Origin of the sequence: Sphingomonas faeni (assembly GCF_023195535.1) — a bacterium.
GTDB classification, from domain to species: Bacteria; Pseudomonadota; Alphaproteobacteria; order Sphingomonadales; family Sphingomonadaceae; genus Sphingomonas; species Sphingomonas faeni_B.
The window spans coordinates 20,027-38,457 of sequence record NZ_JALPNF010000011.1; the positions used below are offsets into that span (position 1 = coordinate 20,027).

Sequence of the window (18,431 nt, forward strand, 5' to 3'; positions counted from 1 at the left end):
TTTCACTAAGAGTGATCCATGCGTATTCGACGGGATAGTAATCTACGATCCTATTCGCAGCTCACACTTAGACAACCTTGACGAAGGCGTCGCGGTGGTCGCGTAGGAAGCTCGCGAAATCCTTTGGCGCTTAGCTCGTCAGGCGCTCGTCCGGCCTAGCACATGCGTTGTGTCAATGAGGGTATACCCTGTTTGAACACACTACATTGAACAGTCTTTCCGTTCAATCAGGGTCATTTGCATAGAGATTGAACACTCCGTTCAAGCAGTCTAGAACCTGACTGAACAGATGGAGCCCCAATGCCACTTTTTGGTTACGCGCGCGTATCGACCTTTGAGCAGGATCTTGCGATACAGGAAACCGCGCTGCGCGCCGCTGGCTGCCAGACCATCCGGTCGGAGAAAAAATCGGGGAGCGAGCGCATCGCACGGACCGAACTACAAGTCCTGCTCGACTTCCTTCGCAAAGGCGACACTTTGGTGGTGACCCGTATTGACCGGCTTGCACGGTCTATGAAAGATCTGCAGGATATTGTGCACGAGCTAAAGGGCAGGGGGATCGCTCTCAAGGCGACCGAGCAACCGATCGATACAAGCACGGCAGCGGGAAAAGCATTTCTCGATATGCTTGGCGTATTTGCAGAGTTCGAGACGAACCTCCGACGCGAACGGCAACTTGAAGGGATCGAGGCAGCGAAAGGACGGGGCGTCTACAAAGGCGGCAAGCCGCGTATTGATTCCGACGCGGTACGTAAGCTGATCGCCGACGGTATAAAGCCCGCACATATCGCTCGCCAACTCGGCATCTCCCGAGGCACCGTCTACAAGTTCGTCCCCAAGATCGATGCGGCAGTAGCCTCCGAAACGTAGGACCGCGTTTCCGTCTTTCTGGTGGATAGAAGCCTGTCCGCTATCGCGGCGAAGCCCTGGTCTAGGCGGACGTCCATTCATACGGCGGGGGGGGGGGGGCTAGAACACCTAGCCGTGGTGGTAACCGCCATGGCCGCTTTTAAGTGAGACGTTGGCATTGCCGTTCCGTTCATGTCGTGAGGAGGTCGAGTAGACGGTTGCTATACCTCCGCAACGCGAGCGCGAGCGCGATCCTCCTCCCGATCGCTATATCTATACGGCCTGAATCTTGCGGCGACTCTCACACCATCGTAGGGCCACAGCCATGTCTATCACAGCGACCTCAAAGCGGATTTGGTCCCTCTGCCACGTGCTTCGTGACGACGGCGTCGTATACCATAAGTACCTGTCCGAATTGACATATCTGCTGTTTTTGAAGGTGGCTGCTGAGACCGGCCGAGAGGATCTCCTCCCAGACGGTTGCCGCTGGAATGACCTCCTTGGCCGGTCCGGTCCTGGAATGCTGGGCTACTATCGCAAAATGCTGACGAGCTTGGGCGAGGATGCGCCAAATAAAGCGGTCCAAGAAATTTTCAGGTTTCCTACCACGGTTTTCAATCACGAAGAGAACCTTCGAAAGGTCGTGAAAGGTATAAACTTAATCGATTGGCACGAAGCCAAGATGGATGGGCTCGGCGCCATCTATGAAAGCCTGCTACAGCGTAGCGCGGCGGAAGCTAGGTCCGGCGCTGGCCAGTATTTCACACCAAGAGCGCTCGTTGACGCTATCGTAACAGTGATGCAGCCGACTGTCGGGGAGGTTGTTCAAGACCCGGCGGCGGGGACTGCTGGATTTCTGATATCTGCCCATGAGTTCATTTTACGGACTCACGGAATCTCAAGCTATAATGAGTCGAAGCCAAAGTTTCAAGCAGTTGAAATAGAGGGAGACACTTACCGGCTTTGTCTTATGAACATGTTTCTTCACGGAATGGATAGCGAAGTAATCCACGGCGACGCACTTACGAGTGACGTTGCTGGCCTAGCCCCAGCCAACCTTATCATTGCGAATCCACCTTTTGGAAGCAGTGCGGGTGGAGCGCGCGCCCGCCGCGAGGACCTCCCTTATCAAACATCGAACAAACAGCTACTTTTTCTGCAGCACATTGTACTCGCTTTAACGCCTGGGGGGCGCGCAGCTGTCATCGTGCCAGATAATGTCCTTTTTGAAGACAATGTGGGCCGAGAGGTCCGCACTTGGCTGATGAATGTTTGCCGCTTGCATACGATCCTCCGTTTGCCGACAGGTATTTTCTATGCGCAAGGCGTTCAAACCAATGTACTGTTTTTTACCAGAGCAGAAGATGGAGAGGTAAACGCCACTAAGGACGTGTGGGTTTACGATCTACGCTCGCGGATGCCACCCTTTGGCAGAAATCGCGCGATGACACTTGAAGACTTTCGGGATTTTATAACGGCGTTCGGAACAAGTGCATTTGGAGACGATAAACGTAATGATGAAGGGGAAGATGGCAGATTCCGCGTCTTTAACCGTAACGACATCTCTGAACGTAGCGATAACCTAGACATCAGCTGGGTGCGCGAGGACGAGAAGGGGCTTGACCTAGTTCTGCAAGACCCTGAGGCGATCGCCAGCGCAATCATTGATCATTTACGCGCCGCCCTTCTAGACGTAGAAGCGGTCGTTGAGGAACTTACTGAACGCGACGAGATACAGGCGTGATTATCAGTTTCATCATATATCGATACTGTGGCAATTTTTTAGAATCTAGCCTCTGTATCTCAGAAGATTTGGGCGACCGGAGTGCATATAACTGTCACGGGTATTCAACTCTGACACCGGGTAGTCATTTCGGAACACCGGCATGACGGATCTTCCAAGAGGTTGGGAGCCGACGAAAATTGGCGACGTTTGTAAGTTAATAAACGGGCGCGCTTTCAAACCTGCAGAGTGGGGGACGTCGGGCCTTCCAATTGTCCGTATTCAAAACCTAAACCGTTCATCATCGTCATATAACTTTTTTGCCGGTGAGGTCCGGGACCAGTTCGTAATTGAGGATGGTGAATTGCTGTTCGCTTGGTCTGGTACGCCTGGGACCTCGTTTGGCGCTCACATTTGGAACGGCGGCAGAGCTGTTCTCAATCAGCACATATTTAAGGTCGTATTCAATCGGGATTTGATCGATGTAACTTTTTTAAAGTACGCAATCAATCAGACCTTGGACGAGCAGATCGGCAACGCACGCGGCGGCGTTGGATTGCGGCACATAACAAAAGGAAAGTTTGAGAATACCGCGATTGCCCTTCCGCCTCTGTTGGAACAACGTAGGATCGTCGCAAGAATTACGGGTCTATCGGATCGGGCGGACCAAGCGCGGGAGAATCTGGAACTCGCCTTCGGCCTGATTACCGAATATAAGAACCGCCTTCTTGCGCTTGGGGTCGAAGGAGGTTTCACGCCGGGCCGCGGAAACATTGCCTGGAGTTCCACCACGATTGCGGACGTCGCCGAAGTGGTTTTTGACGGTCCGTTTGGCTCTAACCTTAAGTCCAACGACTACACTGACGAGGGTGTTAGGGTAGTTCGCCTAGAGAATATCGGAAGATTAAGGTTCATACGAGAGAAGAAAACATACATATCTGAAGAGAAGTTTACCTCTCTTCGGCGAAAGATATTACGTCCTAATGACGTTCTTGTGTCCTCATTTGTATCTGAGGATGTTCGCGTTTGCCTAATGCCGAGCGACCTTGACGGTCCTGCGATAAACAAGGCCGACTGTTTCTGCATAAGAGTTGATCAAACGGTGTGCCTGCCCAGGTATTTAATGTATCTATTGGCCAGCCCCACCTCTCTTCGGGCTATAAAGACCCTCGTACACGGGGCGACGCGACCGCGTATGTCGCTAACCAACCTCAAGCAATTCAGGCTTTCCCTCCCGTCGATCGAGGAACAAGCCGATATTGTCCGGCGCATTGAAAGCGCCCTCGCTAGGTTAGATCGCGTAGGCTTGGAACACACCGAAGCTTTTCGCCTCATCCCGAGGCTGAAAGCGAAAATACTCGAGAAGGCGTTCCGAGGTGAACTCGTTACACACGATCTTACCGACGAGCCTGCAACGTCCCTGCTCGAGAACATAGGGAAGGGGCGTATGGAGTCTGCCCGCAGCCAACGTGAATTGGGCGGCCCAGTCCTACTAAAGGAACAGAAGGCGATGCGTAAGAAACTCGAGGACGTCTTGGTCGAAGTGGGAAACTGGATTTCTGCGCAAGACGCATTCCAGCGTTGCGGCGTCGCCAATGGCTCTTCGACCGAAGAATTTGAGCACATCTACGCCGATTTACGAACGCTCGATCAAGAAGGTAGACTTGAGGTAAAACCCGTCTCGGATGAAGAGGGACGGAAGCTCTACGATCAAATTCGTTTAAAGGTAGCGTAAGTCATGCGACTTGACCGCATTACAATCGGGACCGCTAAGGATAGCGCGACCCACTCTTTCAAGAATTTGAAGAACGTTACAGTCGACTTTGACCAAGACCACTGGATTACGGTGCTAATTGGTTGGAATGGGACCGGTAAGTCTAACGTTATCGAAGCACTCGCAATCATATTCAGAGATCTAATACAAGGTGTGCGCCGGCCAAAGTTCGCTTATAATTTGAGCTACCGGATGGGTGTTGGACCGGACACGTTGCATATCAACATCGACGCGGATCCAGATAGAAAACGTGACGCAATTTCGATACACCTTGCAACCGAGGCTGAGGCCAGAGGCGATGGAACACTAGATTCACTGATAGATGGCGGGCCCGCCTTTTCAGCGCTTCGTGGAAAACGCCTAACCCTGAAGACGTTTTTTGAGGATAGTACAAAATACCTGCCCCACTATGTATTTGCATACTACTCGGGTGAAAGTGACCGCTTGTATGAGGTCTTCAAGCCATACCTGGAGGTGTATGATCGGCAGCTTCGCCAAGGTAAGGATCCCGGCCTAAAGCGCTTATTCTATGCGCTTCCCGTGCATAGCCAATTCGTTTTGCTGGCTTTTTTGATCCAGCAGTCAGAGGAAGTGCGGGATTTCTTAGGTCAACATCTTGGGATTGATCCAGATGAGGGTATCGAGTCCGTTCTTTTCGTTCTCCGACAGCCTCCATGGCAGTCTCTCGAAGGTGACCCTCGTTTCTGGAACGCCAAGGGCGTTGTAGCTGACTTCCTGGATCGACTTCAACGTATTGCGTTGGCTCCGGTCGAAACTACTAGGCGTGTTGATTTGTCTCTTTGGAGCAAAGAAACATTAACGTTCAAATACCTATACGTAAAAGATATCGCTTCCTTGAGAGACTTGGTGGGCGACCAGAGACCCGCTGAATTTTTTCGCGATATGGAGAGCACGCACGTCTCGCAGCTCATTGAGGAAGTACGAATTCGAGTTAGACTGAAGAAGAATGATGGTACTGTTACTTTCAGGGAGCTTAGTGAGGGTGAGCAGCAACTCCTTACGGTACTTGGTCTACTTAGATTCACCGCTGAGAAGGAAAGTCTGTTCCTACTTGATGAGCCTGATACGCATTTGAATCCCCGGTGGGCGGTCGATTATTTAAGCTATCTGCGGAATTTTGCCGGTCAAAATGATACAAATCGTGATGATAGCCACATATTAATCACTACTCATAATCCACTCGCGATTGCAGAACTCGTCAAGGAGCAGGTTCAGATACTCCACCGAACGCCACAGTCGGCTATCGTGTCTGAGAATCCTGTACTCGATCCAAAGGGTATGGGATTCGCCAATATCGTGACCAGCGATATGTTCGGACTTGGAACTAGTTTAGATAACAAGACAAATGATTCTTTGATAGAACTTCATAAACTGAGCGTCAAATCTACCCTTACCGACTCTGAGCGTAGCCAGATAAAAAACCTCCGTGAATCGCTCGAGAACCTCGATTTTAACTTTGCGACGAGAGATAGACTAGAACAAGAATTCTTGAGGGCGAGATTTGATCTCGCAGCACCTGAAGGGATTGATGGTGCTATAGTTACGCCTGAGAATAAGGTTAAAGCTATCCAAGCGCTGGTGACTGGGTTACTCTCGGAGGGTTCTGAGGGCGGCGTATGAAATTCATCACGGTTGCTCTTCCCCCTAATCTACCCAAAAGATGGACAAAGATCTATCAAGGCCGTGTAAGCGCGTTGTCTGGGAAGGTTACCTATAAGCTTCGCTCTAATTACTTAAGAAGAAATGCAAGCTGGAACTTGCTTAAGCCATGGCTTAGCAATTTGAGTCATGGCAAGTGTTGGTATTGTGAAGCGAAAAGCCCACGGTCTCCATTTGATGTCGATCATTTCCGACCTAAGCTCGCGGTAACTATCGATGGAAAGTCGCTCGGTCCGGAATTTGGTTATTACTGGCTGTCATATGAGTGGTGGAACTTCCGCTTGTCATGTCAGCGATGCAATCGACCGGAAAGGATTGATCAACAGACCCTTCGTGGCAAATGGAACGAGTTTCCAATCCAGTTTGAGGATTCACGGTCCGCTCCGGTAGATATGGCCGTTGAGCATGAAGCTCCTCGCTTCTTGGATCCCATGGTGGAAGCGGACTGTCAGTTGCTGGCCTATGGCATTGACGGCGAGGTTAAGCCCTCAGGTGATATTGGGACATGGGAATATCAGAGGGCAAAGTATACAATTGATCAGTTGGGTCTGAATGATTGGAATGTTCCTGAGGATAGAAGGAAGGAGTGGCAAGGTCTCGCCATTATCGTTAGCCTTTTCGGAGACCATCCCCCTAACCACATTAAAGATCATGTGAACCGCTACCTTCAGGATGATCAGGAATACTCTTGTTTTTTCAGATCCGCTATTGGCACTCATAGGGATAAACAGTGGATTGAAGCAATACTCTAGCACCTTTGGTGCAGGGAAGGGCATCCGGTACGCGCCAAGTTATAGTGTCTGCATACGCAGCAGCGTCCCCTCGTCGTCCAGCCCTTCCGGCCAATGTGTTCCTGAATAGCCCATTGCATTTGATCCGTTTCGACTTAGCTGACGGTCGAATGCACGAATGTTTGCCTGTAGGACATAGCAAGAACATCAAAGGACGAGAACGTCGCTAGACATAGTGCTAGCGATGATGTTGGTGGACGGCACCGATGCCAATCCGCCCCGAACATGTCTTCCTGTACCCGATCGATTGGCCCCAGCTATCGCATCTGGTCCGCTTCGTGCGCGCAGGCGGACGCTGCGAACATTGCGGGCGCCCACACGGGCAACGGGTCTTCCATATGGGCGACGGACGCTGGTGGGACAAAGGCCGGTTGTATTGGCGTAATGGCGACGGCAGACGTGTTCGCCGACCGACCGAGAACATCCTCGATTCAGGCAAATGGACACCGGTGGTGCTGGCCTGCGCGCATCTCAATCATGACCCCAGTGACAGCGCGCTTCACCAGCTGGCAGCGCTCTGCCAGCGCTGCCACATGATTTACGATGGCCCTGAACATCGTCGTCGACGTTGGATGAACGCACATTACCGGCGTGCGCTCGGCGATCTGTTCTACGGCCCATATCCGATGCGGGGGGCGGACTGGATCACCCCGACACCCATCAGCATGCTCGATGACAGCCGATCACTATACGCGAACGTCCGGTAGCTCGGAGCACCGGAAACGCTGTGCCGACTGCGTCCGGGCAAAAAAAGGGGCCGCCAAAAGCGACCCGGGAAGTTTTTAGGAGAGGATGCCTGAAAGGCGTCACCTTGGTATCCGGCAGGCCGAGCAATGGCGAATGCAAAACTGGCTAATCCGGATTGCATTTCATGCACTTGGCGGGATGTCGGAGCCAAACTCATCCCTTGGCTAGCTCGGCGATAAGGCACGGCTGACGAAGGTTCGATAGCGCGAGGAAACGGTCTGGATCCCGCACACTTGATCGCATGCCCGACGACAGTCGTTCGCATACGCGCAGGTCCGATAGGCCGCCTCCGCGACACATAGCCAAACGCGCTTCGCAGCGTTCGTAGCCGGAACCTTATCCACATGAGTCTCGAGTCTGACGCTTGACCAAACGTTCTTGGTAACGGAACATAAAGGGAACAGGTAGAGTCTAGACATCATGATCACCGCCTTCGAGTCCCTGCCGACAACCATCGCCCACCTGCGGACAATCGCAACGCCGGTGGTGGATCACCGCATCATGCCGTTCGGTATCCCTGCGCTCGACGATCGCCTCGCAAGCAGGGGCCTTCGCGCCGGAGCACTGCACGAGGTCGCCGCACAAAGCTGTTCGATGGTCGACGATGCCGCAGCAACGCTGTTCCTCGCAGGCATTGCCGCGCGAGAAGCGGCGCATGCAGGCGGACCGGTGCTATGGGTGAGCTGTCGCAACGATCTCTATGCGCCGGGCTTGGAGCAGGCGGGGCTATCATCTGCCGACTTGATTCACGCACAACCCCGTGACGATGCAGCCTTGCTGGCCGTCGTCGAAGACGCGGTGCGCGACGGAACGCCGTCGGCGGTGATCGCCGAGGTTAGCCGGATGTCGATGGTGGCGACCCGGCGCCTGCAACTGGTCGCGGCCGACGCCGACATTCCCGTTCTCATCCTGCGACGCAGACGTAATCGCGACCAGGATCCGCTCGCCGAGCCGTCTGCGGCCTGGACGCGCTGGCGGATCGCCAGTGCGTCGTCCGAGCGCCTGGGCGTCGCCGGCGTCGGCCGATCGCGGTGGCAGGTCGAGGTCGCACGGCAGCGTGGTGGCGAAGCATTTTCGATGATTTTGGAGGGCTGCGATGAGACGGGTTGTCTCGCTGTTCCTGCCGCACTTGGCCATCGAGCGGCTGAGACGGCTGGACCGGCACGCTACGCGGCCGCCTGAGCGGCCAGCCCTTCAGCTTCCCGTCGACGACGATCCCGGTGCGTGTTCGGTACCGCGGGGCGGCGGGTGGCGGCCGGGTGCGCGGTGGGCTCGTGCCGACATGCCAATCAGGCAGGATGTGGAAGGTGAGATCGCAGCGCTGCCCGCGCATGCGAAACCACCCATGCGTGAACTTGGCCGACGATCGGAGGCGGCGAACCATCCGTTTCATGGGTTTGCGCAAGCCGACAGTCACGACAGGGTCGCGGCGACCGTTGCCGCGTTTCATAGGGCGCCGCTCGCGCTGGTGGGCAAGGTCGGCCGGCGCGAAGAGGTGGTTGCCGCCTGCGATGGCGCTGCCGCGTTAGGGATCACGATCGGGATGGCCGCGACCCATGCGCGTGCGCTGGTGTCCGATCTCGACATCCGACCGTCCGAGATGGAAGCGGATGCCGCGATGCTGGATCAGCTCGCGCTACGCGCGGTGCGCCGCTGGTCGCCGATCGCCGCAGCCACACCGCCCGATGGACTGTGGCTCGACCTGACCGGCTGCGCCCATCTCCATGGCGGGGAAGAACGGTTCTGCCGGCGTCTGCGCGCGTTTTGCCAGCGTGCCGGGTTCACCGCCCGCGTGGCGGTTGCAGACACACCGGGCGCGGCACACGCTATTGCCCGGTTCGGGCCTGCCGACATCGCGATCGTGCCCACAGGGCGGACGGTCGACGCGCTCAGCGGCCTACCGGTCGCGGCCTTGCGCCTAGCAGGCACCGCGCTCGTTGCCGCCCGCAAGTTCGGCTTCGAACGCGTCGCCGATCTTCTGCCTGTCGCACGTGGGCCTTTGGCACGCCGGCTCGGGCTGGCGGCGATCACGCGGCTCGATCAGGCCCTCGGCGCGGTCGCCGAACCGATCACGCCGCGGACCGACGAGGTCATGCCGGTCGTCGAGCGCCGGCTGCTCGAACCGATCGTCACCGCAGACGCGATCGCTCAGGTTATGGAGGATCTACTGGGCGATATGGCCGAGCTGCTGCGCGCGAAAGGGCTCGGCGTCCGGTCGCTGCGGCTCGGCGGGCTACGCGTCGATGGCACCGAGCAGGTCGTGGCCGTCGGCACCTCACGCCCGACGCGCGAGGTGTCGCACCTGTTGCGGCTCATGAAGCTCAGGATCGAACTGATCGATCCGGGCTTGGGGCTGGAGCAATTCTATCTGGCAGCGCCGCACACCGAGCCGCTCGACGCGGTCGATCTCGGCGCGGTTCTCGCCGGTGAGGTTCTCGTGCGCGATCCGGCCCGTCTCGTCGACGTCGTGGCCGGCCGCATCGGTGCTGACGCCGTGTTCCGGATCGCGCCAGTCGAAAGCCACGTGCCCGAGCGCGCCGTTATGCGTGCCGACCCGGTGGTAGCGCCCGCGGGTTGGCCGAAATGGCGACGGCCGACGCGTCTGCTGGCCAGACCCGAACCGCTGTGGGGCGTCATCGCGCTGATGCCCGATCAGCCGCCTCGGCGGTTCGAGTGGCGCGGTCGGCCGCACAAGGTGGTCGCCGGCGACGGCCCCGAGCGGATCCACGGTGAGTGGTGGCGCCGTGACGCGGAAGTCTGGGCGGTGCGCGACTATTACCGGGTCGAGGACGAGACAGGTGGTCGTTACTGGGTGTTCCGGCGTGGCGACGGGTTCGTCGAGGACACCGGCGATCTGAGCTGGTGGATGCACGGCGTGTTCGCATGACCGACTATGTCGAGCTTCAGGTCCTCACCCACTTTTCGCTGCTCCGCGGCGCGTCGAGCCCCGAGGAACTGTTCGCGGCTGCGGCGCTGGTCGGCTATCCCTCGATCGGGGTAAGCGACATCGGCACCGTCGCGGGCGTGGTGCGGGCATGGGAAGCGCAGAAGGCGACGGGCGTTCGCTCGATCGCCGGCACGCGCGTCAATATGTCCTGCGGCCGGCAGTTGCTGCTGTACCCGACCAACCGCCCCGCCTGGTCGCGCCTGACGCGGCTGCTGACTGTCGGCAAGAAGCGGGCGGGGAAGGGCGGGTGTCTTCTTCACTGGCATGACCTCGAACCCTGGTCGGAGGGCATGATCGCCATCCTGCTGCCGCAGGAGGCGGACGAGGAGAACCTGGCGGCGCTCGCCGACCTGAAGACGGTCTATGGCCGTCGCGGGTACATGGCGCTGTTCCAGCGGCGCCGGCCGGACGATGCCGTGCGGATCGACGCGCTGGCGCGGCAGGCGGGCGGCGCTGGCGTTCGCGCGGTGGTGACGGGCGATGTCCTCTATCACGCGCCCGAAGCACGGCTGCTGCAGGACGTGGTGACGGCCGTGCGCGAGAAATGCACCGTCGACGAGCTCGGCTACCGGCGCGAGGTCAATGCCGACCGTGCGCTCAAATCCCCCGACGAGATGGTCCGGCGGTTCAAGGCGTATCCCGATGCGCTGCGCGCCAGCGTCGACATCGCCCGCCTATGCACCTTCGATCTGGGCGAACTGGCCTATCAATACCCGCACGAGCGGCTGATCGACGGGCTGACCGCGCAGGAGGCGCTGCAGAAGCTCGCAGAAGATGCCGTCGACGCCATGTTTGGCGGCGCGGTGCCGGCTGCCTATACCGAGCAGATCGCGCACGAGATGCGGCTGATCGGCGAGCTTGGCTATGCGCCGTACTTCCTGACCGTATACGCGATCGTCCGCGAAGCCCGTCGGCGCGGCATCCTGTGCCAGGGCCGCGGCTCGGCCGCCAATTCCTGCGTCTGCTTCGTACTGGGCGTTACGTCTATCGACCCGATCAAGCATGAGCTGCTGTTCGAGCGCTTCGTCAGCGGTGAGCGCCGCGAGCCGCCCGATATCGACGTCGACTTCGAGCATGAGCGTCGCGAAGAGATCATCCAGTGGATCTATGAAACCTATGGCCGCAACCACTCGGCATTGACTGCGGTCGTCACTCGCTACCGGGCGCGCGGCGCGGTGCGCGACGTCGGCAAGGCGCTTGGCCTGCCCGAGGACCTGACCTCGTCATTGGCCGGCCAGGTATGGGGCTGGTCGGCCGAAGGCGTCGGCGAAAAGCAGGTCAACGAATTGAACCTCGACATCGGCGATCGTCGCCTGCGCCTCACGCTCGAGCTAGCCCGCAAGCTCATCGGCGTGCCGCGCCATATGTCTCAGCATCCAGGCGGCTTCGTTCTCACCCATGACCGTCTCGACGATCTCGTCCCGATCGAACCCGCCGCGATGGAAGACCGCCAGATCATCGAGTGGGACAAGGATGACATCGATGCGCTGAAGTTCATGAAGGTCGACGTGCTGGGTCTCGGCATGCTCGGCTGCATGAATCGCGCCTTCAACATGCTCGAGGTGGACAAGGGGCTTCGGGTCGGTTTGGCCGATCTGCAGGACGATGATCCCGACGTCTATGCGATGATCTCGAAGGCCGACACGCTCGGCACCTTCCAGATCGAAAGCCGCGCGCAGATGAGCATGCTGCCGCGCATGAAACCGCGGCGCTTCTATGATCTCGTGATCCAGGTCGCGATCGTACGACCGGGACCGATCCAGGGCGACATGGTTCACCCGTATCTGCGTAGGCGTGAAGGGCTGGAGAAGCCGGAATACCCGCGGCCCGAATTGCGCGCCGTGCTGGAAAAGACGCTCGGCGTGCCGCTGTTCCAGGAGCAGGCGATGAAGGTCGCGATCGTCGGCGCGGGGTTCACGCCGGCCGAAGCCGACCAGCTCCGCCGTGCCATGGCGACGTTCAAGTTCACAGGGGGCGTGTCGCACTTCAGCGAAAAGCTCATCGGGGGCATGGTCGAGCGCGGCTACCCGCGTGAGTTCGCCGAACGCACCTTCCGTCAGCTCGAGGGCTTCGGGTCTTACGGCTTTCCCGAGAGCCACGCGGCCTCATTCGCCAAGATTTCCTACGCATCGTCGTGGATGAAGCATCATCACCCGGACGTGTTCTGCGCGAGCCTGATGAACGCGCAGCCGATGGGGTTCTATGCACCCGCCCAGATCGTTCGCGACGCGCGCGAGCATGGCGTCGTGGTTCGCCCCCCTTGCGTCAATGCCAGCCGCTGGGACTGCACGCTGGAGCCGTATGGCGGGCGGTACCTCGCCGTACGGCTGGGGCTGCGGCAAATCCGCGGGCTGTCCAACGCGGACGGCGCCAAGATCGTCGGCGCGCGCGAGCTGACCGCGTTCGAGAGCGTGGAAGACGTATGGCGGCGATCAGGTGTGCAGCGCGCCGCGATCGAGAGGTTAGCGGACGGCGACGCCTTTCATAGCTTCGGCGCCGATCGTCGGCAGGGCTTGTGGAAGGTGAGGGGGCTCGGCGAAGCGCCGCTGCCGCTGTTCGCCGCGGCCGACCGCGCGGACCAGGCCGTCAGCGCGGAAGGGATTGAGCCGGATGTCGAACTGCGTCCATTGACCGACGGTCGTGAGGTGATCGAGGACTACCGCGCGCTGCAGTTATCGCTGCGCGCGCATCCGCTGACCTTCGTCCGCGATGAGCTGGCCAGGCGTGGCGTTACCAAATGCGCGGACCTGGCCACCATCCGCGATGGACGCCATGTCGAGGTCGCGGGCATCATTCTCGTTCGCCAGAAGCCGGGTTCTGCCAAAGGCGTTCTGTTCATCACGATCGAAGACGAGACCGGCATCGCCAACGGCATCCTATGGCCCGATCGGTTCGAGCGGCAGCGCCGCACCGTCATGTCCGCGTCGATGATCGGCATGAAGGGCAGGGTGCAGAAGGAGGGCGAGGTTATCCACGTCATCTGCGACCGGATCATCGACCACGGCGATCTACTGCACCGGGTCGGCGAGATGTCGTTCCCGCACCGGACCGGTCGCGGCGATGGCGCGAAACATGCCGGCTCCCCCGACCGCGGTGACAAGGGCTGGAGCCCGAACCCGCGTAACTCTTACTGGCCGCCCCATGCGGACGGGATGGATCCGGAAGCCGTCATGAAGTTCAAATCTCACGACTTCCACTGATGGCCAAGCTCGTCCGTCATCAACGCGTTGTCATCGCGCTATCGGTGCATATCTTGCGGGGCGGCGTTGCGCGTTGCTCGGATGCTCGCGTCGATGTCGTCGAGATCCGGTTGGCGCTGCGCTGCCTGCTGCCGCACTGCCCGGAACGCTGGCCACTAGAACTCTACTGGGATGCCGCAGCCCAAGAGAACGAGATCGGCAGGGCACAGGGCGTGACCGCGGCGTTCAACGGGATTGTCCGGCAACTGAGGCGCGCTGGCTGTTATGAAGAGGTAACCGAACCGTGAGTATGCGACTACCGCGCGCAGCCATTGCCCGCGTTCCCGACGGCACGCGGATCGTCAGCGTCGAGCGTATGTCGCGGGCTTTTACCAAATACCATCTGCATGACGGACGCGCACTGCACCGGTTCAAGATGGAAGAGCCGCATGCGACCCCGCATGATCACCCCTGGAGCTTCGACACCGAGATCCTCGATGACGGCTATATCAAAAAGGTGCTCAATTGGGACCCAAACGGAGCGTGGCATAGCAAGCTCGTCCACCGCATCCCCAGTGGGCGCGCTCGGCGTATCAGAGTTTAAGGAGCTCGCTGAGCGCATCTGGCCCATTCGGTAACCTGCCATCGCCGCTGAGTACGGCGGTTCATTTTATGTAGGGAGGAAAGTCTGCCTTCTGCTTCTGGCCTTGCGTGTTCTAAGGATGCTTGGATGCTTGCCAGAACACCGTCGCGTCGGGCAGTCTCTCGCCCGACTGACGGCTTGGCGCTGTCCTGGCTCCCGGAGGGTTCACGTGAACGTTGATGATATTGATTTCGGGGCGGAAGATGCACGCAACCTACGTCTAAGAACAGATTTGCAAAAAAGTATCTTCCTTTCGAGCTACGTTCTTCCATCTAAGTTTAAACTAAAAGACTTTTTAGATGGATATAAGTATTTCGTCTTCGGGCCTAAAGGGGCGGGTAAGACCGCTTTGCTTCAGTATGTACGCATTAAAGCCGAATCTGAAATAGGAGCTATTTCAGAGTTTTTCTACTTTCAGAGTTCATTCTCAAAGGATGAGCTGAAAGCTTTCATCGAGCACAAAGCTAAAGATACAGGTCAGGTTGTCGACGATACGAAACTGAATGACCCCGATGAATCCGTAGTTTTTTGGAGACTCTTTTTACTTTCTCAAGCGGCCATGCTTATCAAAAAGGCAAATGTCTCAGAAGGACCGGCTGTTGAGTTTTTCAAACTCATTGAATCAGCAAAGCTAATTTCACAGGCAAAGAATGTCGGAAAGCGATATCCAAGCCTTCAAAAGTTTTCATTGACTCTTTCAAAGGACCCCAAGGTGCAGCTTGACGGCACCTTCGAGGAAGCCACAGTTAATGATTTGTCGACCTATTTACAGATGTCAGAAGACAAGCTGAAAGAGGTTTATTTAGAAGAGAGCCCGTTATTCATTTTTGTAGACGAGATGGAGGTCTATTTAAAGGGAGATGAAACCGACGCTTTACGCCTTTCGGCAATTGCTTCACTCGTGAGATCTGTCCGGGATTTTAACGAGCGTTTCTACGACAACCATATAAGGGCTATCGCGGCTATACGCGACGTCGTGGTTGACGCCGTTTCTTCTGTGCAAGGAGAAATCTACCGGATCATTCGCGACAACGGCGTTCAATTGGATTGGCCAGGCTCTGTAATTTCAGGACTCCATCCCTTGGAAAGGATGATCTTGGGTCGCATCGCAGTACAGGATCCCGAGATCGAAGTTTTGAATGCGCAAAATACTGACGACGTTCTCTATACTGCCATGAGTACGTACTTCCCCGGACCTAACTCATTGCGAAATGCTTTGAATCTGACATGGTATCGACCACGCGACGTCGCACTTTTATTTGAAGAAGCCTCAGCAATAGACAGAGGAAAATCGCAGTTTTCCGCTAAAACCTTATCAAACGGTGTCATCAAGGCGCTAGGTAGAAGGCTTTGGCAAGATGCAATTTCGGGATTGGCTGTAAAGTATAATAAAGCCGAGCTGGATGGTATTGACCGCATTCTTAGGGGTGGAAGTGAGGTATATACTCGCGCTGAGCTAATTAGTAGAATGGATGAATTAAGCCACATGTATGATGACGTTGCCATTTTAAGCGATAATAAGTGGATCGGAGTTATTGAGGACCTATACAAAGTAGGAGCATTGTACTCAATATCGGCCAAAAAGGGTTACAAAAACTTCTGCTTTAGAGGTGACGCCCTGCCTAGTTTAACTCATGACTTCAGAATCGGGGTGCATCAGGTTTTGCTCAAGGAACTTGCGGTCATATGAGTTAATTAGAGAGGGTCGCGGCGACGATCAAAGTGCCGAGTTCGGCGCGCGACCAGACCCACTCTAGGCCGTGAAGGTCGGTGCCGGGTTAACGCGCAGCCGCAGGCGAGTGACGGGCCGCACAATCGCGGCAATGTCGGATGCAAAGATTTGATCTGTGGTCAGCTGGCACGCGGTCGCCTTGTAGCGACGATAGAGCGCGATAGTGCGAAGCGCCAGCAATGCGCAGCGGGTTGGAACGTCATCTGCGACCGGACCATCGACCATGGCGATCTGCTGCACCGGGTCGGCGAGATGTCCTTCCCGCACCGGACCGGCCGCGGCGACGGTGCCAAGCATGCCGGCTCCCCCGATCGTGGCGACAAGGGTTGGAGCACTGCCCCTCGCAACTCTTACTGGCCGCCCCATGCGGACGGCATGGATCCGGAAGCTGTCATGAAGTTCAAATCTCACGACTTTCATTGATGGCCAAGCTCGTCCGTCATCAACGCGTTGTCATCGCGCTGTCGGTGCATATCTTGCGGGGCGGCGTTGCGCGCTGCTCGGATGCTCGTGTCGACGTCGTCGAGGTCCGGTTGGCGCTGCGCTGCCTGCTGCCGCACTGCCCGGAACGCTGGCCGCTCGAACTCTACTGGGATGCAGCAGCCCAAGAGAACGAGATCGGCAGGGCACAGGGTGTGACCGCGGCGTTCAACGGGATCGTCCGCCAGCTGCGGCGCGCCGGCTGTTATGAAGAGGTGCCCGAACCGTGAGTATGCGACTACCGCGAGCAGCAACTGCCCGCGTCCCCGACGGTACGCGGATCGTCAGCGTCGAGCGGATGTCGCGGGCCTTCACCAAATATCATTTGGATGACGGACGCGCACTGCACCGGTTCAGGATGGAAGAGCCACACGCGACGCCGCATGACCACCCCTGGAGTTTTGACACCGAGATCCTCGATGGCGGGTATGTCGAAGAGGTGTTCTATGTGGATCTAGGTGGCGGTTGGCACAGCGAACTGGTTCATCGCATCCCGGGCGAAACCTACCATGTCGATGCCGCGCACATTCACCGCATCGTCGAACTGCCGACGGGCGAATGCTGGACGCTCGTTCGTGCAGGTCCCCACACGCGGGAAACCCGGTTCTGGCGGTTCGGAGATGCGGTTCAGTCCCGGGCCTGGCATGAGCGACGGTGGATGCGCTTCGGATAAGGCGTTACGGCGAGAGCCAGTCCACTGCGACGTTCAAGACGGCGTTGGCCGGGGAAGGGCATCGAGCGCTGCGGATACCTGCAGGCGCAGATCGTCATCCCGGGTAATTTCCAGCATCGCGCTGAGGCTGCTGCGCGCGCCGGCTACATCGCCTGCGACCAGCTGAAGTCTGGCTCGCTCCCACCAACCATGGGCGTGCGTGGGCGCCACGATCGTCATGCGGTCGTACAGGACCAGCGCGCGCGCGGGATCCCCGGCCTGTTCGGCACGGGTCGCCTGGTTGAGCAGCAGGCGGACGAGCGCCGATCGGTTCGACAGGGGAAGCATCCCGTCGGAAAACCGGGCCTGGCCCGTCATCTGCTCCAACAAGGCTTCCACCTGTGCAGGGGCGACGATGCGACCATCGTTGAAGGGATCGATGATCAGCGCATCCGACGCGTCGCCAAGGCGCACCAGGACGTGACCGGGGGTATTGAGCGGCATTGCCGACCATCCGAGACGTCGTGCCATCGCCACATAGAGGATCGACAGACTGATCGGCAGACCGAGCCGGCGATCGACGACCGCGATCAGGTCCGCATTCTGCGGATCGTCATAGTGTACGCGGTCGCCGGAGAACCCGAACTCTTCAACCATCACGCTGCTCAGGGCTTGGGCCTGCGCGACGCTGCTCACTGCGTCGCCGTCAGCGGCGCGTAAGGCTATTTCTATATCCGTGAGCTCGTCGATATATTCATCGAGGTCGACGCCGGGGTGATCGAGCGCTGCGAGTTCGAGGGCGGCCAGATCGAGTTCGATTTCCCCGTCTTCCATGAGCCCGAGATGCAGAATGCTATTGGTCATGAGCCGTTAGATGGGAGGCTGCTTCGATCGTTTCTATGGCGACGCCAGGATACGGCGCGCCTGATCCATAACCGGTTTACGATACGGCAGCCCCGTTACGCGGCACAGCCGGTTCCGCCCCGTCTCTTGCCAGAAGGGAACCGGCGCCCCGGTAGCGATCAGGCTTTACCGCGCCCACCGTTGAGCTTGCCCGCGGCAGCATCGAGCTTCTCACGATCGTTGCCGACGTCGGCGATCAGGTCGCGCGCTTGCTGCGCGGTCAACCCGTGCTTCTCGGCGAAATACTCGACCTCATACGTCTCACTACCCGAGACACGGCTGCGATCACGCCCGTCGGTTTTGCTTTTGTCATCGGCCATTGTGGTTCTCC

At 57.9% G+C, this 18,431-nt stretch carries 17 protein-coding genes; 14 read left to right on the plus strand and 3 right to left on the minus strand.

Features of this window, described 5'->3' with window-relative positions:
• Positions 1–300 precede the first annotated feature (300 nt).
• The 12 genes from SPHN_RS16260 to SPHN_RS16315 all read left to right on the plus strand — a co-directional run bounded on the left by SPHN_RS16260 (position 301) and on the right by SPHN_RS16315 (position 16,023).
• On the plus strand, positions 301–870 hold the full coding sequence (locus SPHN_RS16260) for a recombinase family protein (protein WP_248524781.1): 570 nt from the start codon (positions 301–303) through the stop codon (positions 868–870).
• Between the two features lie 304 nt (positions 871–1,174).
• Positions 1,175–2,593 (plus strand): N-6 DNA methylase, encoded by a 1,419-nt coding sequence (locus tag SPHN_RS16265; protein WP_248524782.1) that lies wholly within the window; start codon positions 1,175–1,177, stop codon positions 2,591–2,593.
• Positions 2,594–2,735: 142 nt separating this feature from the next.
• Positions 2,736–4,307: a restriction endonuclease subunit S gene (locus tag SPHN_RS16270; protein WP_248524783.1), complete on the plus strand. Its 1,572-nt coding sequence runs from the start codon at positions 2,736–2,738 to the stop codon at positions 4,305–4,307.
• A 3-nt stretch (positions 4,308–4,310) separates the two neighbouring features.
• Positions 4,311–5,987: an AAA family ATPase gene (locus SPHN_RS16275; protein ID WP_248524785.1), complete on the plus strand. Its 1,677-nt coding sequence runs from the start codon at positions 4,311–4,313 to the stop codon at positions 5,985–5,987.
• On the plus strand, positions 5,984–6,778 hold the full coding sequence (locus tag SPHN_RS16280) for a hypothetical protein (RefSeq protein WP_248524787.1): 795 nt from the start codon (positions 5,984–5,986) through the stop codon (positions 6,776–6,778). Before SPHN_RS16275 ends, SPHN_RS16280 begins: the two co-directional genes overlap by 4 nt.
• 245 nt (positions 6,779–7,023) lie before the next feature.
• Positions 7,024–7,524 carry a hypothetical protein gene (locus SPHN_RS16285; protein ID WP_248524789.1) on the plus strand — a complete coding sequence of 167 codons (501 nt, stop codon included), beginning with the start codon at positions 7,024–7,026 and terminating at the stop codon, positions 7,522–7,524.
• 460 nt (positions 7,525–7,984) lie between these two features.
• The gene (locus SPHN_RS16290) at positions 7,985–8,746 is read left to right on the plus strand and encodes an ImuA family protein (protein WP_248524790.1); all 762 of its coding nucleotides are present in this window, start codon (positions 7,985–7,987) and stop codon (positions 8,744–8,746) included.
• Between the two features lie 163 nt (positions 8,747–8,909).
• Positions 8,910–10,451 (plus strand): Y-family DNA polymerase, encoded by a 1,542-nt coding sequence (locus SPHN_RS16295; protein ID WP_248524791.1) that lies wholly within the window; start codon positions 8,910–8,912, stop codon positions 10,449–10,451.
• On the plus strand, positions 10,448–13,711 hold the full coding sequence (locus tag SPHN_RS16300) for an error-prone DNA polymerase (RefSeq protein ID WP_248524792.1): 3,264 nt from the start codon (positions 10,448–10,450) through the stop codon (positions 13,709–13,711). The genes SPHN_RS16295 and SPHN_RS16300 overlap by 4 nt, the downstream gene beginning before the upstream one ends.
• Positions 13,711–13,998 carry a hypothetical protein gene (locus SPHN_RS16305; protein ID WP_056056312.1) on the plus strand — a complete coding sequence of 96 codons (288 nt, stop codon included), beginning with the start codon at positions 13,711–13,713 and terminating at the stop codon, positions 13,996–13,998. The genes SPHN_RS16300 and SPHN_RS16305 overlap by 1 nt, the downstream gene beginning before the upstream one ends.
• The gene (locus SPHN_RS16310; protein ID WP_248524793.1) at positions 13,995–14,294 is read left to right on the plus strand and encodes a hypothetical protein; all 300 of its coding nucleotides are present in this window, start codon (positions 13,995–13,997) and stop codon (positions 14,292–14,294) included. Before SPHN_RS16305 ends, SPHN_RS16310 begins: the two co-directional genes overlap by 4 nt.
• Positions 14,295–14,502: 208 nt before the next feature.
• Positions 14,503–16,023 carry a P-loop ATPase, Sll1717 family gene (locus tag SPHN_RS16315; RefSeq protein ID WP_248524794.1) on the plus strand — a complete coding sequence of 507 codons (1,521 nt, stop codon included), beginning with the start codon at positions 14,503–14,505 and terminating at the stop codon, positions 16,021–16,023.
• 63 nt (positions 16,024–16,086) lie between these two features.
• Here the strand turns inward: SPHN_RS16315 and SPHN_RS16320 are convergent, their stop codons facing one another.
• Positions 16,087–16,362, minus strand: a complete 276-nt coding sequence (locus SPHN_RS16320; protein WP_248524795.1) for a hypothetical protein — start codon at positions 16,360–16,362, stop codon at positions 16,087–16,089.
• A gap of 125 nt (positions 16,363–16,487) precedes the next feature.
• On the opposite strand from SPHN_RS16320, the gene SPHN_RS16325 reads away from it, so the two are divergent.
• Both SPHN_RS16325 and SPHN_RS16330 read left to right on the plus strand, forming a co-directional pair.
• On the plus strand, positions 16,488–16,775 hold the full coding sequence (locus SPHN_RS16325; RefSeq protein WP_248524797.1) for a hypothetical protein: 288 nt from the start codon (positions 16,488–16,490) through the stop codon (positions 16,773–16,775).
• Positions 16,772–17,218, plus strand: a complete 447-nt coding sequence (locus SPHN_RS16330) for a hypothetical protein (protein ID WP_248524798.1) — start codon at positions 16,772–16,774, stop codon at positions 17,216–17,218. The genes SPHN_RS16325 and SPHN_RS16330 overlap by 4 nt, the downstream gene beginning before the upstream one ends.
• 33 nt (positions 17,219–17,251) lie before the next feature.
• Here the strand turns inward: SPHN_RS16330 and SPHN_RS16335 are convergent, their stop codons facing one another.
• Complete coding sequence (locus tag SPHN_RS16335; RefSeq protein WP_248524799.1) at positions 17,252–18,061, minus strand: SirB1 family protein; 810 nt, start codon at positions 18,059–18,061, stop codon at positions 17,252–17,254.
• 158 nt (positions 18,062–18,219) lie between these two features.
• Positions 18,220–18,420, minus strand: a complete 201-nt coding sequence (locus tag SPHN_RS16340; RefSeq protein ID WP_248524800.1) for a DUF3606 domain-containing protein — start codon at positions 18,418–18,420, stop codon at positions 18,220–18,222.
• Positions 18,421–18,431: the final 11 nt, after the last annotated feature.

What these genes read in the sequence shown, in the direction of transcription:
- SPHN_RS16325 (WP_248524797.1), top strand. Translation starts at nt 16,488, where the DNA reads ATGGCCAAGCTCGTCCGTCATCAACGCGTTGTCATCGCGCTGTCGGTG.
- SPHN_RS16260 (WP_248524781.1), top strand. Translation starts at nt 301, where the DNA reads ATGCCACTTTTTGGTTACGCGCGCGTATCGACCTTTGAGCAGGATCTT.
- SPHN_RS16295 (WP_248524791.1), top strand. Translation starts at nt 8,910, where the DNA reads ATGCGTGAACTTGGCCGACGATCGGAGGCGGCGAACCATCCGTTTCAT.
- SPHN_RS16320 (WP_248524795.1), bottom strand. Translation starts at nt 16,362, where the DNA reads ATGCTTGGCACCGTCGCCGCGGCCGGTCCGGTGCGGGAAGGACATCTC.
- SPHN_RS16270 (WP_248524783.1), top strand. Translation starts at nt 2,736, where the DNA reads ATGACGGATCTTCCAAGAGGTTGGGAGCCGACGAAAATTGGCGACGTT.
- SPHN_RS16290 (WP_248524790.1), top strand. Translation starts at nt 7,985, where the DNA reads ATGATCACCGCCTTCGAGTCCCTGCCGACAACCATCGCCCACCTGCGG.
- SPHN_RS16340 (WP_248524800.1), bottom strand. Translation starts at nt 18,420, where the DNA reads ATGGCCGATGACAAAAGCAAAACCGACGGGCGTGATCGCAGCCGTGTC.
- SPHN_RS16275 (WP_248524785.1), top strand. Translation starts at nt 4,311, where the DNA reads ATGCGACTTGACCGCATTACAATCGGGACCGCTAAGGATAGCGCGACC.
- SPHN_RS16280 (WP_248524787.1), top strand. Translation starts at nt 5,984, where the DNA reads ATGAAATTCATCACGGTTGCTCTTCCCCCTAATCTACCCAAAAGATGG.
- SPHN_RS16335 (WP_248524799.1), bottom strand. Translation starts at nt 18,061, where the DNA reads ATGACCAATAGCATTCTGCATCTCGGGCTCATGGAAGACGGGGAAATC.
- SPHN_RS16285 (WP_248524789.1), top strand. Translation starts at nt 7,024, where the DNA reads ATGCCAATCCGCCCCGAACATGTCTTCCTGTACCCGATCGATTGGCCC.
- SPHN_RS16305 (WP_056056312.1), top strand. Translation starts at nt 13,711, where the DNA reads ATGGCCAAGCTCGTCCGTCATCAACGCGTTGTCATCGCGCTATCGGTG.
- SPHN_RS16265 (WP_248524782.1), top strand. Translation starts at nt 1,175, where the DNA reads ATGTCTATCACAGCGACCTCAAAGCGGATTTGGTCCCTCTGCCACGTG.
- SPHN_RS16300 (WP_248524792.1), top strand. Translation starts at nt 10,448, where the DNA reads ATGACCGACTATGTCGAGCTTCAGGTCCTCACCCACTTTTCGCTGCTC.